12 protein-coding genes and 1 pseudogene are annotated in these 15522 nt (G+C 34.4%); 7 read left to right on the forward strand and 6 right to left on the reverse strand.

Annotated features, from left to right (window positions below; translation table 11 throughout):
- Nucleotides 1-318 precede the first annotated feature (318 nt).
- Together F6K40_RS11055 and F6K40_RS11060 are read right to left on the reverse strand one after the other, a co-directional pair.
- Entirely contained in the window at nucleotides 319-2613 is a 2295-nt protein-coding gene (locus tag F6K40_RS11055) for a WD40 repeat domain-containing protein (RefSeq protein WP_293135473.1), read from the reverse strand.
- Nucleotides 2614-3698: 1085 nt separating this feature from the next.
- Nucleotides 3699-4316 carry a TetR/AcrR family transcriptional regulator gene (locus tag F6K40_RS11060; protein WP_293135475.1) on the reverse strand — a complete coding sequence of 206 codons (618 nt, stop codon included), beginning with the start codon at nucleotides 4314-4316 and terminating at the stop codon, nucleotides 3699-3701.
- A gap of 111 nt (nucleotides 4317-4427) precedes the next feature.
- On the opposite strand from F6K40_RS11060, the gene F6K40_RS11065 reads away from it, so the two are divergent.
- Both F6K40_RS11065 and F6K40_RS11070 read left to right on the forward strand, forming a co-directional pair.
- Nucleotides 4428-4589 (forward strand): hypothetical protein, encoded by a 162-nt coding sequence (locus F6K40_RS11065; protein ID WP_293135477.1) that lies wholly within the window; start codon nucleotides 4428-4430, stop codon nucleotides 4587-4589.
- 163 nt (nucleotides 4590-4752) lie between these two features.
- Nucleotides 4753-4851, forward strand: a pseudogene (locus F6K40_RS11070) (DUF433 domain-containing protein); the annotation flags it as partial.
- A gap of 324 nt (nucleotides 4852-5175) precedes the next feature.
- On the opposite strand, the gene F6K40_RS11075 reads toward F6K40_RS11070, so the two are convergent.
- Nucleotides 5176-5382, reverse strand: a complete 207-nt coding sequence (locus F6K40_RS11075; protein ID WP_293135479.1) for a hypothetical protein — start codon at nucleotides 5380-5382, stop codon at nucleotides 5176-5178.
- 153 nt (nucleotides 5383-5535) lie between these two features.
- Entirely contained in the window at nucleotides 5536-6678 is a 1143-nt protein-coding gene (locus F6K40_RS11080; RefSeq protein WP_293135481.1) for a saccharopine dehydrogenase family protein, read from the reverse strand.
- A 285-nt stretch (nucleotides 6679-6963) separates the two neighbouring features.
- On the opposite strand from F6K40_RS11080, the gene F6K40_RS11085 reads away from it, so the two are divergent.
- The gene (locus F6K40_RS11085; protein WP_293135483.1) at nucleotides 6964-7215 is read left to right on the forward strand and encodes a hypothetical protein; all 252 of its coding nucleotides are present in this window, start codon (nucleotides 6964-6966) and stop codon (nucleotides 7213-7215) included.
- Between the two features lie 214 nt (nucleotides 7216-7429).
- On the opposite strand, the gene F6K40_RS11090 is transcribed toward F6K40_RS11085, so the two are convergent.
- Nucleotides 7430-8068 (reverse strand): class I SAM-dependent methyltransferase, encoded by a 639-nt coding sequence (locus tag F6K40_RS11090; protein WP_293135485.1) that lies wholly within the window; start codon nucleotides 8066-8068, stop codon nucleotides 7430-7432.
- Nucleotides 8069-8582: 514 nt separating this feature from the next.
- Here F6K40_RS11090 and hemH point away from each other — a divergent pair.
- The gene (hemH, locus tag F6K40_RS11095) at nucleotides 8583-9746 is read left to right on the forward strand and encodes a ferrochelatase (protein ID WP_293135487.1); all 1164 of its coding nucleotides are present in this window, start codon (nucleotides 8583-8585) and stop codon (nucleotides 9744-9746) included.
- A gap of 279 nt (nucleotides 9747-10025) precedes the next feature.
- On the opposite strand, the gene F6K40_RS11100 is transcribed toward hemH, so the two are convergent.
- Nucleotides 10026-10589 (reverse strand): DUF4126 domain-containing protein, encoded by a 564-nt coding sequence (locus F6K40_RS11100; protein WP_293135489.1) that lies wholly within the window; start codon nucleotides 10587-10589, stop codon nucleotides 10026-10028.
- 496 nt (nucleotides 10590-11085) lie between these two features.
- On the opposite strand from F6K40_RS11100, the gene F6K40_RS11105 reads away from it, so the two are divergent.
- From F6K40_RS11105 to F6K40_RS11115, 3 genes are all read left to right on the forward strand, one after another.
- The gene (locus F6K40_RS11105; protein WP_293135491.1) at nucleotides 11086-12375 is read left to right on the forward strand and encodes a Glu/Leu/Phe/Val family dehydrogenase; all 1290 of its coding nucleotides are present in this window, start codon (nucleotides 11086-11088) and stop codon (nucleotides 12373-12375) included.
- A gap of 717 nt (nucleotides 12376-13092) precedes the next feature.
- The gene (locus F6K40_RS11110; RefSeq protein WP_293135492.1) at nucleotides 13093-14589 is read left to right on the forward strand and encodes an esterase/lipase family protein; all 1497 of its coding nucleotides are present in this window, start codon (nucleotides 13093-13095) and stop codon (nucleotides 14587-14589) included.
- On the forward strand, nucleotides 14567-15454 hold the full coding sequence (locus F6K40_RS11115; protein WP_293135493.1) for a pentapeptide repeat-containing protein: 888 nt from the start codon (nucleotides 14567-14569) through the stop codon (nucleotides 15452-15454). Before F6K40_RS11110 ends, F6K40_RS11115 begins: the two co-directional genes overlap by 23 nt.
- Nucleotides 15455-15522: the final 68 nt, after the last annotated feature.

Below are 15522 nucleotides of genomic sequence, written 5' to 3' on the forward strand. Positions count from 1 at the left end.
AATTCTGTCTACATTCATAAAAAAGTGTATTGAAAAATACTCTTTTCTCCTGAAAAAGCCGATTCAAGACTTAAACATAAGTCTATGTTGTCAAGTTTTATGTTAAGAAAGATGTTTATAAAGCATAGCTTTCAAAGGGGGGTGGGGGGGATTTTACAGGGGTAGGTTTTTAACAAAGGAGCGATCGCTCCCTTTGATTTAGTATAAAATCCTCAAAAAAGTGTATTTTTTTATACAATAAATCACTATAAACTCCCCCCTCTTCCCCCTCTTCCCCCTCTTCCCCCTCTTCCCCCTCTTTCTCTCAAGTTGGCCAAATCAATTTTCTAACCTTAAAAAATGTAATTTCCCCAAATAATCGCCAGCAATAACTATTTCTCCATTTGATGCTGCAGCACAACATCGAAACCCACTATTACCGTAAAAAGTAGCGATCGCTTTCTGACTTTTTAAATCCCACAATTTCAGAGTTCGATCTAAAGAAGCAGAAATAATCCGATTATTTTCCAGTGCGACAATATCTGACACACATTCCTGATGGCCTTCTAAAATAGCAATTCGCTCGCCAGTTGTCAAATCCCAAATCGTAACTTCCCCATCATAATAACCAGAAATAATATACTTATTATCAGGAGTTACTGCCACTGAATAAACAGAACCCAAATCAGCATTCAAAGTGAAAATTTTTTCTCTTGTTGGCAAATTCCAAACTCTAACATTTGAATCAGATGAACCAGAAATCACCTTCTGACTATCGGGAGTTATTGCTATACATAATATCTCATCTCTATGCCTTCGTAAATCGTATATTTCTTCCCCCTCTTTATGATCACTCAAATCGTCAATTTCTTCCTTTAATTCCAAATCCCAAATATTCGTTACAATGTCTCCCCAATGTTGAGAAATAAAAGTCTTACCATCTGGAGCTATTGCGATAGAAATTCCCAAATCACTAGGAGCTGAAAATAAAAATATTTCCTCTCTAGTTTTGGGATGAAAAAATCTAATAGTTCCTTTTTTACTACTAGGCAACGAAGAACCACAACCTACTAATACCTCTTTACCATCTGGAGTTACTGCTAGAGCATGAACCGGTTCTCCAGATCTTGAATCCTCAGAAAAAACCTCAGAAAAATTTGTTAAATCCCAGACCTTGAATACCATGTCAAAACCACCTGAAATTGCCCATCTACTATTAGGAGTAATAGCAACAGTATTTATCTCCCTGGCATGACCAATGTGAGCATAATTTGACTTTTTTTGCTCTATAATTTTAGTTAAATCCCAAACTTTAATAGTCCCATCAGTGCTACAGGAAATTGCCCGTTTAGCATCCTTTGTAATCAGTATCTTATTGACACAAATATTATGGTCTCTAAGAGTAGAAATTTCTTTTCCTGTTTCTAAACTCCAGACCTTAATTATTCCCTTAGTATCCCCAGAAAATAAATACTTATTATCGGGAGTTACTGCTAGAGAATCAATAGCATCATCATGACCAGATAATAAAAATATTCTCTCTCCAGTTTTCCAATCCCAAACGAAAATGTCTCCGTAAAAAACATCCCATACTCCATCCACATCATAAGCAATAATCCACTTGCCATCTGGTGTAACTACAGCACCTATAACTTCAGCATTATGACCATGAATTGTTGTCATTAATTGTCTTTTTTCCCGATGCCAAACTTTGATAGTTTTGTCACAGGAAGTTGAAACTATTTCCTTTCCACTTGGGGTAAGGGTGACAGATGTAACTTCTGCTTGATGCGCTTTAATATCTAAAACATCTCGATCTTTTTCTAAATCATAGATATTAATAATACCGTCATTAGCAGATGAAATTAATTCCTTATCATCTGGTGTAAGAACTACTGAAGTAACTGCTTCTGAATGTACATATAGGGTCGTTTTTTGAGTTTTTGCAATTAAATCCCAAACTTTTATTGTAGCATCTTCTGAAGCTGAAATAAGTGTTTTTTGGTCTGAGGTAACTGCCAATGATGTAACAGTTTTTTGATGCCCTGTAAAAGTCAATATTTCTGCTGCATTTGCCAGATTAAAAACCTTAATTATACCATCACTAGAACCAGCAATTATTTGTTTTTCATCAGGAGTAAGAATTAAAGATATTATCGGTCTATTGTGAGCATTAATAGTCCGAACTAATTCAGAATCAGGAGGCGGAAAACTAGAAATTAAAGGACGTAACCAAGGATTTCTTCTACTTTTTTTTGCTTGTACGAGTAGATATTGAATATCTGGATATTCGATATCTACTAAACGACTCCATAGTTGTTCTACTAATTGTTTTTTATCTTTTTTGAGAATATGTTCCGAGAGACGAATTACTCCTTGAATTAATCTGAGATTTTTTGTTTTTTCTGGAGTTAGATTTGATGATTGTGATGAATGTAGTGCTAAGTCATAATCTGCTATTAATTCTTCGGTTTGAGCAACATCAATTTTAGCTTTGATAAAATAAAAATCTGTTAAATATTCATATAACTCTGGAAAATTTTCTGCTTGTAATAATTCTCTAATTTTGATTTTAATAGCAGTTTTTTTATTTTTCCCGGAAATACTTGTTAGCCATTTACGAACTTCACTCATTAGTTTAGATAGTAGTATGAAATAATTTGTGAAAAAAAACTGTAGGGGTTTAGTCAACAATTAATAATGAATAATGAATAATTAATAATTACCTCTCCTTGAAAATAAGAGGATTGACTCGAAGGAAAATTTTTATTTATTATCCCCTTTTAAGGGGAGGCTTTAAACCAAAATTTTTCGGTAAAATCAATTCAAAATTAAAAATTATTAATTCACTCATTATAACTTCTGCCTAAAGTCAGAGGTTTGAAATCAGGAAAATATTTTTGATTTTTTCGTTCTGAAGAACGAGGCTTAAATCCTTAATTAAACAATTATTGAAATTCACTTAGAATCAAAATTTTTGAACTTTGAATTTTGAATTTTGAATTCAAAAAATGGTCAGAGGTTTGAAATCAGGAAAATATTTTTGATTTTTTCGTTCTGAAGAACGAGACTTCAATCCTTAATTAAACAATTATTGAAATTCACTTAAAATCAAAATTTTTGAACTTTGAATTTTGAATTTTGAATTCAAAAAATGGTCAGATTAGTCCCATTTTCGTTTGGATTTGGAAACCAAACCCCTACAATAAAATATTACAACATAAATAAGCGCGGATTGCTATAGCAAAATTTTTAGGGTGTCTAGGGATAGGGATAAGGTTTTTTTGTCGCTGATTATCCAGGTATGATATTAGTTTGAAGGATGAATTGAGTATTTCACTGATATTAAATCCCGATCATTAATTATTGTAAGTCCGCAGCGACTGTAATATCAAATTCGCTTGCTTCGGAGCGTTATAAGAAACCGGGTTTCTGAGAGGTTAATATCAGTAAGTGTAGAGCATTTGAGACAAACCCGGTTTCTCTGCTTTTTGGTATAAGAATTCCTGAATCAAATTAACAGCTTTCTTTTGTGAAATAGATGCTTATAGTGGTAGCTGAGATAGTGTAGGTGTTGGTTCTATTAGAACAACCTGATTGGGTTAGCGATCGCTATTTTATAACACTACGCATTCAGAACGCAAACATTGATAAACCCTGTTTGCAGAACATTTTCGTAGTCAAAACTCAATCATAAATTACTTTTAATGCGCATAGCACTACACTCTCTCTTTCCTAACAATTAATGCTACTAAATTATCAACATAACGTTCTGCTGTCATTGGCATTACTTCAATACCATGCAGCACTTTTTGATTCAAGATAAAATATACTAAAGAACCAACAAATATTCTGGCAGTTGCTTCTGGATCTTCTAGATTTAATTCTGGATTTTCTTGCAAATATTTTGTGACAATTTCTACTGCAGGTTTAGCTACTTGATTTAAAAATAATTTGGATAAATCTGGATAGTTTCCTGACTCCGCAATAATTAATCTGACAAACTCTAAATATTCTGAATCATTAATGTTTTCTGTTAGTATTCGATCTGCTAAATTCCGTAATACTTGTTTCGGTTCTCCCTCTAGTGGTTGTGAACAAACAAAGTTATATTTCTTAGTAGCCATCCGCTTGACTAATGCAGTGAATAATCCTTCTTTGTCTGTGAAATGACTGTATAGTGTCTGTTTGGATACCCCTGCTGCTTTAGCTACTTTATCCATACTCGTACAGGCATAACCATTCTTCAGAAATTCCGGTATTGCACCTCTGAGTATTTGTTCTGCTTTATCTACAGCACTCCGCTGAAGTTTTTCTTCTCTCTTAATTTTGGCCATCAGCTTTTCTCCTGAAAATTTTCTCCTCTGCTCTTTTGACATTATCAAAATTTTTGCTAGAATAAATATATTCAAACTGAACGGTCTAGTTTAAACAGGAATTTGGTAGTTATGAGTATAATTTGTTTATCTATAATGGCAAGCACAATTCTCTTATCTGACGAAATTATCAACGGTAGACTAAAAGTCTCGAAGCGACTATTCAAGTGGATAGAAAAAAGGGGCGATCGCTTCATGGAAGTCAAAAGTCAAAAGTCAAAAGTTAATAGTTAATAGTAGGGGTTTGGTCTCCAAACCCCCTTTCAATTATCAGTTATCAAGATATGAGAAGTTCTGTATGTTTAAAAACTCTTCAATAATTAGTAAGTCTCCTGAAATTATGGGAGGAACCCCAATTTTTGCTGGTACAATAGTGGCAGTATAAACACTTTTTGACTATTTAAAAGCAGGAGAAACTATTGATTATTTTCTTGATGGGTTTCCTAGCGTTACAAAAGAACAAGTGATTGAATTATTAGAAGAAATAGGAACATAAATTATTCGTGTAGTAGCATAGAATGAAGATTCTTTTAGATGAATGTATCAATTGATTATTTAATTTATCGTAAGCATTCAGCTATTAGCTGTCAGCTGTCAGATTTTTAATCAATAAAGCAAACATTTCCTTAACTTCTACTATATTTTTAACCAGAGAATTGAAGCACACGAAAGACTAGCTCTAGTTATCAACTAAAAGTAATGAAGCTGATAGCTGACCGCTGACTGCTGAAAATACTTCATAAGTTAGCGGGGATTTAGTCAAAAACACCTGAACAATTGATAATTTTTCAATAAACGTTAAATAAAATTGAGTATAAGATTATAAACCAAGGAGTTGTCTTGCCTTATTTTTATAATCTTCTGGACATTTATCTAACAATTTTTGCTTAATACCATCGCTAAGATTTTTTGCGTCAACCCACTCTTCGTTATTCAATGACCATTGGTTTCGATCATAAAACCTTTTAACTTGTCCGTCTTCATAAAGAGTATAGTCATCATCAAGCATTGAGTTTCCTAGGTACACAGTGCAAATTTCTTTGATTTCTGACATAAATTTCATCTTTCAGCTTAGTAAATTATGCGAGGAAGTCTTACTTTTTTAAATATGATGGAGAATTATACACTTATTTAAAGTAATAATATCCTCAACATTAATTATAACAAAATTGATTTAATTTTATACCTGATAAACCACATAATTTTCACCATAATTTTTCACAAATCCACGACTCTGCATTACCTGTTTAAATAACTCCGTAGACAAACTATTTTCGACACACCAAACTCCGGGTTTATGCAATTTTCCAGACAATATTAATTCGGCAATACCACCAGCACCAATGCCCGTAACAGTTGCAGTATCTTTATGTAGAATTGACGAGCAAAAATCAACTTTTTCCCCTGACTTTTTTCCAATAACTTTTGCTTGAATTGCTACACCAGTACCACTATATTTATCTGTAACTTGAGTCATTTTATAACTAACTTGAGACAAAAATTCTATTACCCCTGAATTCTTTAACCAACTAACAGGAAATAAATGAGCAGTCATCCAAGTCAAATAATTATAAAAATCGGGAAAAGAACCGAACTTTGTAGTTACAGTTTTCACAGGAAAAGAAGTAGCTAAAGTCAAAGATTCTGGCATATCAAACCAATAAACTCCTATTTTGCCGTAGGGAGATGGAAAATTAATAGTTGTGCGATCGCTATAAGGTTTAACAGATTGCCATTTACCATTGATCCAGACATCAAAATTATTTTGTAAACCTAAAAAAGTCGTTCGCATAACTGTGACTCCGGCGCCACCAGAACCACCTACTACATAACTTAAATGTATTTCCTCTGGTTCATCAAATTGTTCTACAGATTGACGGACTAAACTATTAGAAATTCCTGGAAAAATACCTGTATTAATAATTGCTGTAACTCCAGCTTGTTTCGCAGATTCAGAATATTCTAAAGCTTTAGAAGTAAAACCTCTATGGTCGCTAATATCGACATAATTAATACCAGCTTCGATGCAATTTTTGAGAACATTAGTATCGCGATGATGAAACGGTCCCGCACAGTGAATAACTAAATTTCCAGAAGATTTACTATAGGAATGAATAATATTTTTGACTTTTTCTTTATCTGCTAAATCTAGAGCTAAATATTTAACTCCAGAGCTAATTCTAGAAACAGGAATTTCTTTGATATTTGCTTCTGGTTTACGTCCGGTAATAGTAATTTCTGAGTTGGTAGAATTTGCTAAATCTCTAGCAACACTACTACCAATTCTGCCGTATCCACCTATAATTAAAACTTGGTTAGTCATTTCAGTTATCAGTTATCAATAATCAGTTATCAGTACCTCTAGCTTATCCAAAGGGAGACTTGATAACAAATATGGTTATTATAGACTGATTCTGGGGTGAACCAAAAGAGATAATATATAATTAGATTTTCTAAATCTGACTTGTTATGAGACCTTATTTTTTTAGTTATAATTAATATGAAATTATAGGAAATCTCAAGATATACATTCTTATCTTCAAATTATCCATTATCCATGATCAATTAATGAAATAAACCCACTTTAAATTAGAAAAAACAAATAATTATGTTGCGTATATTTGGTACAGGAATTGGTATTTTCGTTGTTGGTATCTCCACCTATTGGGGAGCATTAGATTTTATGCGCTTAACTCAAGCAAATCAAAAACTTACACAATCTGCTCTAGAATTGTCAGATAGAGAATTTCAGTATTTATTGAGTAGAGAAAAAACTCACCGGATTAATGTTGGTTTTGAAGGAACTTGGATATTGATGGGAATCGGAATTATTTTGCTGAGTAATCAAAATCCAAAATAAATAAGGTTTGCTGAATACAATCTTTTGGTAAGGGTAGGAGTCAGGAGTCAGGAGTCAAATAAATTCAAAATTCTTGCATTATTAATTTAAAATGGGTTTGGTTTCTGAATCCTTTATGCACTTGGGTTTTAAGACTAAACGCATATTGGGTTTGGAGACCAAACCCCTACTACGGACTTTAATTATAATTATTCAACCGGACATGATATTACTTTTATTTTTGAACTTGAACTACTTGCAGACTACCTCCAACATATAAAAGGGGTTTAGGTAAGTCAGTATTAACTAAATCAAACCCTACTTCTTGTAATAAATCCAATATATTTGTATTGATAAAATTCCAGGAAGTTTCTGTTTCAAATAACCAGAAAAATATTGCTAATCCCGGCCAAAATAAAGGATTAGTCGGACTGTGAAAATCAACAAAAGTAAAAATTCCGTCAGGCTTCAGAATTCGGTAAACTTCTTGAATAATTTGCTTTAATTGTTCAGAATTCATCTCATGTAAAGCAGCACTTGTATGTACTAAATCAAATTGATTATTTGAGAAAGGCATATCCTCAGCAAATGCCTCTACATATTTAGCCGATGGTACATTTTTTTTAGCTCTATTTATTGATAGTGGAGAAGCATCTAATCCTGTAACATTTTGAGAGTATTTAACTAGAAAATTAGTTGTTTGACCACTACCACAACAAAGGTCAAGTATCTGAGTATTTTGGTTAATAGTTAACCCCTGTAAAGCTAGTTGGCGAAAGCGAGCTTCTCCTCCAACACTAAGAGCTGCTAAACGGGAAATTCCGTCATACAACCATTGATATCTATAGCTCCAGTCTCTTAAAATTGTTGCCATTTTATTTCAGTTATCAGTTATTAGTTAGGGCTTGCTGATTAAATATCAAAGCATTTACAGATAAAGGTTTGACCCACTTTAAGTCGTGAAAAAGTATCAGTTTGTCGGTGAAAAGAGCTGCATAAAGTGAGGACTTTGGGGCAGGGCGAGGCAGAAAAATCAAGGAAAAATTATTTCTCCGACACCTCCGACACCTCCGACACCTCCGACACCTCCGACACTTCCCACACTTTGCTGTTTTCAGCAAACCCTAGTTATCAGTGTCGAACACTGAAGTCAAAGACTTGAAATACTGAACCGTATATTTTTTTTCATGCTCTTTAAATGTGAGACTTGAGACCTTATTTTTTGGTCAAAAGACACAAGAAGTATAAATTAAACTTATACTTAATTACTCAAACAAAAATAGATTTGGGTTAGTGGTTGACTCTACATTTGTCAACAAATATAATTAAGAAAATATAAATATGTTAAATTTAGTAACAAATATTATAATGGGAGCCTTATTAACACTATGAGTCGTGTTGGAGTATTATTACTTAATTTAGGTGGGCCTGAACAACTAGAAGATGTACGCCCCTTTCTCTTCAATTTATTTTCTGACCCAGAAATTATTCGTCTCCCTTTTCCTTGGCTACAGAAACCTTTAGCATGGTTCATTTCCACTATGCGTTATCAAAAGTCTCAGGAAAATTATAAGGAAATTGGCGGTGGTTCTCCATTAAGATCGATTACGGAACAGCAAGCTTTGGCTATGCAACAAAAGTTAGAAGAAAAAGGATTAGCGACTCAAACTTATATAGGAATGCGTTATTGGCATCCTTTTACAGAAGAAGCTCTTGCTAGAATTAAGCGTGACCAAGTAGAAAAGTTAGTAATTCTGCCACTATATCCTCAATATTCTATCAGCACGAGCGGTTCAAGTTTTAGATTGCTCGATAAACTTTGGCAAAAAGACCCAGAACTAGAGAAAACTGAATACACCGTTGTTCCTTCTTGGTATCAAAGACCAGGATATCTCCAGGCAATGGCAGAATTAATCGCTCAAGAATTAGACCATTGTCCAAACTCAGAGCAAGTACATATCTTTTTCAGTGCCCATGGTGTACCGGTGAGCTACGTTGAAGAAGCAGGAGACCCTTATCAGGCAGAAATTGAAGATTGTGTAGAGAAAATTATGAAAACGTTGAATCGCTCGAATGCTCATACTTTAGCTTATCAAAGTCGAGTTGGCCCTGTGGAATGGTTAAAACCTTACACTGAAGATGCTATTCAAGGATTAGCAGATAGTGGGGTGAATGATTTATTGGTAGTTCCCATAAGTTTTGTTTCTGAGCATATTGAGACTCTGCAAGAAATTGATATGGAATATCGCGAGGTGGCAGAAGCAGCTGGAATTAGTAATTTTTACCGAGTACCTGCTCTGAATACTCATCCAGTATTTATCAATGATTTAGCAGATTTAGTTATGGAAGCTCTAGATGCTCCAAGTCGTGATTTTTCTGATGCCATCCAAATGAAAAAAATTATCAAAATGTATCCTCAAGAAAGATGGCAATGGGGATTAACTACTACAGCAGAAGTCTGGAATGGACGATTAGCAATGCTTGGTTTTATGGCTTTGTTGTTGGAGTTAATTACTGGTCATGGCCCTTTACACTTGGCTGGTTTACTCTAATTAATAGAAATATTTGGCATCGTTTAGATGCCCCTTATACCTTTTCTCAAAAATTTTTTTACAAATGCTCAAAATGCTCAAACTCAGTTAGGGATAACTTTTGAGTTTTGAGTTTTGAATTTTGAATTTTGAGGCGGATATTTATAAATACTCAAACAAGCGTCAGAAATTACTTTGAATTTTGAATTTTTGAATTTTGAATTTTGAGGCGGATATTTGTAAATGCTCAAACGAGCGTCAGAGATAACTTTTGAATTTTGAATTTTGAATTTTGAATTTTTAACTTTTGAATTTTGAATTTTGACTTGCGCTATACCATCGATACCAATCTTGATAAGTACGGATAGCTAACCATAATAATAGTAAGGCAATTAATCCTCCTTGTTGCGGTGCATCGAAGGCAAAAATTACTAGGCAAATGCAGAGAATGTCTTGAGATAACAGCATCCAAACAGGTAAACCGCGCCACCGAAAAAAACACCCAACCTGAACCAGTTGCAGCACCAAGGCAAGTAAACCCCCCACAACTCCAATAACCATAATTAACCAACCCTCTATATGAGTAGCTTCAGCGATCGCCATACTCATAATTGTTCCTACTATTGGACTAAATAAGAGTTGAACTAAATTGAGAATACGTTGGCCCAATAGGTCTTTTGAGGCAAAGATTTCAAATAAAGACCAACTGACTAATATTCCCACTACTATTTGCGGGGAGATTTGAGAGAGTAGAGGAACTTTTGCCCATAGATCATTTTGCAATAAACCTATTAGCAGTAAGGGTAGTGCTATTCTAATACCTGCTGCTGCTGATGCAGACAAGGCGGCGAGGACTTCTACCATAAGGTACAAAACTAAGTATTATTACTATCTATTTTATATTTTCTTTCTTGATTAGGACTAAAGCCATGGGAACTCAGAAACCCGGTTTCTCGTAGATGTTTATTGTCAAAAACAATGATTTACCGTAGAACCCGGGTTTCTTTGCGTAAGTCCTGTTGATATCTGGGAGGAATCTAGAACTTTATCCCAATTTTGATTTAAGTGCTCTACAAAGATTTTTCTTTAAAGGCAGAAGGCATAAGATATTTAGGTAGTTCTCTATCATAATAATTTTTGAGTAAAGTGGGGTGTGGGGTCAGAGGATTAGGGGGTGTGGGGTAATAATGAAAACTATCTCTAATTATCAATTATTAAGGAAAGGCTTTAAACCTCTGGGGATTAATTATTAATTGATATAAAAGCTTGTTACATTTTCTTAACTATTAGAGTCAATTAAAAGACAAAAGATTTATGATCGAAATATAAAAATAAATTCAGTTATAACAAAGAGGTATTTATGTCAGAAGATTCTTTGTTTGATGATGCTAGTCGTAGGTTAGAAAAGGCTTTAAAATATGTCTCTCTTTCGGAAGATACAAAAGAACGCCTCAAATATCCTAAAGCTACTTTAATAGTTTCAATTCCTGTCCGGATGGATGATGGTTCATTACGAGTTTTTCAAGGTTATCGAGTTCGTTATGATGATACAAGAGGACCAACAAAAGGTGGTATTCGTTATCATCCCAATGTGTCTATTGATGAGGTAAAATCTTTGGCTTTTTGGATGACTTTTAAATGTGCTGTTTTGAGTTTGCCTTTTGGTGGAGCAAAAGGTGGAATTACTGTTAATCCGAAAGAATTATCTCGGATGGAATTGGAACGTTTGAGTCGGGGATATATTGACGCGATCGCTGATTTTATCGGTCCTGATGTGGATATTCCGGCACCGGATGTGTACACTAACCCGATGATTATGGGTTGGATGATGGATGAATACAGTATTATTAGAAGACAGTTAAGTCCGGCGGTGATTACGGGTAAACCTGTGAGTATCGGTGGTAGTTTGGGTAGAAATACGGCAACAGCAATGGGTGCTTTTTTTGCGATTGAAACTATTATGCCGAAGTTTGAATGTATTCCAGAAAAAACTACGGTTGCAGTGCAAGGATTTGGTAATGCTGGCTCGGTTTTGGCAGAGTTACTTTGCCAAGGTGGTTATAAGGTTGTTGCTGTTAGTGATTCTCAGGGTGGTATTTATTCTGCACAGGGTTTAGATATTCCGAGTATTCGTCAATATAAGGAATCTAATAAGCAGATGCAAGCAGTTTATTGTCAGGATACTGTTTGCAATATTGTTGAGCATCAAGTTTTGACTAATGAAGAACTTTTAGCTTTGGATGTGGATATTTTAATTCCTGCTGCTTTGGAGAATCAGATTACTGAAAAAAATGCCACAGATATTCGAGCAAAGTTTATTTTTGAAGTTGCGAACGGCCCTATTAATTCTGCTGCCGATAAGGTTTTAGAAGAGCGCGGAATCTATGTATTTCCTGATATTTTGATTAATGCTGGTGGGGTGACAGTGAGTTATTTTGAGTGGGTGCAAAATCGTAGTGGTTTGTATTGGAGTTTGAATGAGGTTAATCAAAAATTGAAGGAAAAAATGGTGGTAGAAACGGAGAAGATTTGGCAAATATCTCAGGAGTTATCTATTTCGATGCGCACTGCTGCTTATGTGCATGGTTTAAATAGATTGGGAGAGGCGATTAATGCTAAGGGAACTAGAGATTTTTATGTCAAAAATTAGTTCAGCATTTTGTAGGGGCGAATAGCTATTCGCCTCTTATAGAAGTTAATCCAGTAGGGTGTGTTAACGAAGTGTAACGCACCTTCTTTAGTGGGATTTAAAAATAGTAGAGTGTGTGACGCATCCACTTTTTAGTTTGACACCAAGTCAATAAATTTAGCTGTCACACACCTTTTTTAATGGTAGGTAATCTGATGGTACGTTACGCTGGAAATTAATGCACCCTACTGGACTGACACAGCTAAAATGGTGCAATAGGTGTAGGTTGGGTTGAGGGACGAAACCCAACATTAATAAGGTTTTATATAGAATCCGGTTATACAGTAATTGCAAAATTACTTTCTCTTAATACAGATGTTCTACTGAATACAAATTATATAATTTCCAAGTTCCAATCTTTTCTTTCTCCTGACTCCTGACTCCTGACTCCTGACTCCTAAAGCAATACGATAACTAATTACCCGGATTCTATATTATTGGGTTTCACTGTCGTTCTACAAGGGCCTACATTTTTAGCTGAAACACTCCACTACTGGACTAGAGCTTTTTATGCTCAAAGTTAGAAGTTAAATTCTTGCTATGACTACTAAATTTGATATTTGGAAAATATTCTGACAGTAATAGCGATCGCTATAATAGATCGCAAAGCAGGGAGGTTGCGTGCAACGTCCTTATCATTTAGAATAAATATCTTTAACAGTATAACTAAACTCAATTATGAGTGAATCAAGAATCTTACAAATATCTGGCTGTGATAACCGAAACCGTACTGGAGATGTAATTTTTGTTCATGGGTTGAATGGACATCCTCGTAAAACTTGGCATCCTCAAGAAAAAAGTGATGATGATAATTTCTGGCCTGCTTGGTTGGGAGAAGATTTGCCAAATATGGGCATTTGGTCTCTAGGATATGAGGTAAATTCTTCTCATTGGAAGGGCACCAGTATGCCTTTAGTCCATCGTGCTACTAATATTCTGAAAGTTCTTGATACCTACAAAATTGGTAGTCGCCCTTTATTTTTTATTACCCATAGTATGGGAGGACTTTTAGTAAAACAAATGCTGCGCAATGCCTTAGATTCTGGGACTCCACAATGGAAAGCAATTGTAAACCAAACTAAAGGTATTGTTTTCTTTTCTACACCCCATGATGGTTCTTATATGGCAAATTTGATTCAGTATATGCGTTTGATTTTCCGAAATACTGTTACTATTAAAGAATTGGAAGCTCATAATCCACGATTGCAAGAGCTAACAAATGTTTATCGGAATCACGAAATACTAAGTCAGATTCCTATGCAAGTCTACTACGAAAATCTACCAACTTCTGGTATTTTAGTTGTGGGTGAAAATAGCGCAAATCCTGGCATTAAAGGTGTGATTCCAATACCATTGGATGAAGACCACATTTCAATTTGCAAGCTTAAGAATAGGGAAAGTTTTGTTTATATTGGAGTCAAAAGCTTTATAGAAGATAATCTTAAAGTTCCTTTACCAAAGTTGCCACCAAAAGAGGAAAAGGGAGTGGAAAAAATCCCGAATCAAGATATAGTTCGCATAATTGAGGGGGACTATATCAAAAAAACATTAGATCAAAAGTATAATGGGGACTTAGTATCTGTTGAATTAGATTTTTTCCGAGATGCACAAACAGAAATTAATCAAAGTGAAGCAATTGGTATTGTATTAGGTATTAGTTTTGGTGAATATGATCAAGAAATTATCTATGATAATAACCAAAAAGGTAGTATTATATTTGGAATAAAGCGTGGTAAACTAAGATTTAATCTTCAAAATGGGGTAATGCCTATCAGTGAACGTAAATTTATTAAAACTCAGAAAGAAGATTGGATTATAAATTCTACAGGAAGTCCTGAAACTCCTTGTTGGGAATTTAAAGCTAATCAAGAGAATTCAAAAGTTTTAAATGGTACTCTTAAAGATGAGATACTTGGATATATTAAGAATATATCAGGCGATCGTTATGCTCTTTGTGCTACCTTTGAAATCAAAATAAATAAAAACTACATACAAATAATAAAAATAACTGATAAAGAGGGAGTTAGGGATGCTCGGACTCCCTCTAGAGTAAAAGAAACAAATAGAGTAAAAGAAACAAAAATTATGGCATTTTTTAGAAATGTCTTAGAACCAAAACTTAAAGATTATTTGAGTAAAGTAGAGTTGATATATGAAAAACCCTCTAACTCCTAAAGAGCTAGGTGCTCTTTTTCAAAAAATTGAATCTGAACCAACAGGTAAGCTATCAGAGTTAGCGAAAGTTGCAGGACTTAGTTTAGCAGAAGATTATGTTGGAGTTGATTTAAGTGAAGATGATTTAAGTGAAGATGATTTAAGCGGTGCAGATTTTAGTTTTTCTAATTTAAGGAATGTTAATTTAAAAGATACTAATCTTACAAATAGCAACCTAAGAGAAGCTAATCTCAGTGGAGCTAATCTTATGAGAGCTAATCTCACGGGAGCTAACCTCAGTGATTCAGATTTGAGCTTTTCTAATTTAAAGAATGTTAATTTAAAAGGTGCTAATCTTACAAACACTAATCTCAGTGGAGCTAACCTCATGGGAGCTAACCTCAGTGGAACTAACCTCAGTGGAGCTAATCTTACAGGAGCTAATCTCATGGGAGCTAACCTCACGGGAGCTAATCTTAGTGAAGCTAATCTTCTATTAGTTCAAGCTATAGAGACAGATTTTGAAGAAGCAAATTTAACAGGTGCTTTCATAGAAGATGGGTATATCAATTTTTACACCAGTTTTGAAAATGTTAAGTGTGATTATATTTTTATGAGAAAAATAGGGAATAAAAGAGAAAAATTTATATTCAAAGAACGTCCCCCTTTTCTGGGAACAAATAGTCTAAGGACGCGACAAGAGATGGAAATTAGCTATTTACATAAACTCCACAAAAGCATTAACAAGAAAGAGCTTCAAATTATTCCTGTACTTTTACCTGGAGCGAGTGCCGATAATATTCCTAATGACCTAAAAGCAATTCATTTTGTGACTCTTGAGAATTTAGAGGACGATGGTGAAATTAGCAGACTACTGGAAATATAGCAAAGTGCGCTGTCTTTAGCAAAAGAAGAGTAGAAAACAAAAAAATCCCAGGTTATATCGTTGGTAGT

Source organism: Okeania sp. SIO3I5 (assembly GCF_010672085.1).
Taxonomy (GTDB): Bacteria; Cyanobacteriota; Cyanobacteriia; order Cyanobacteriales; family Microcoleaceae; genus Trichodesmium.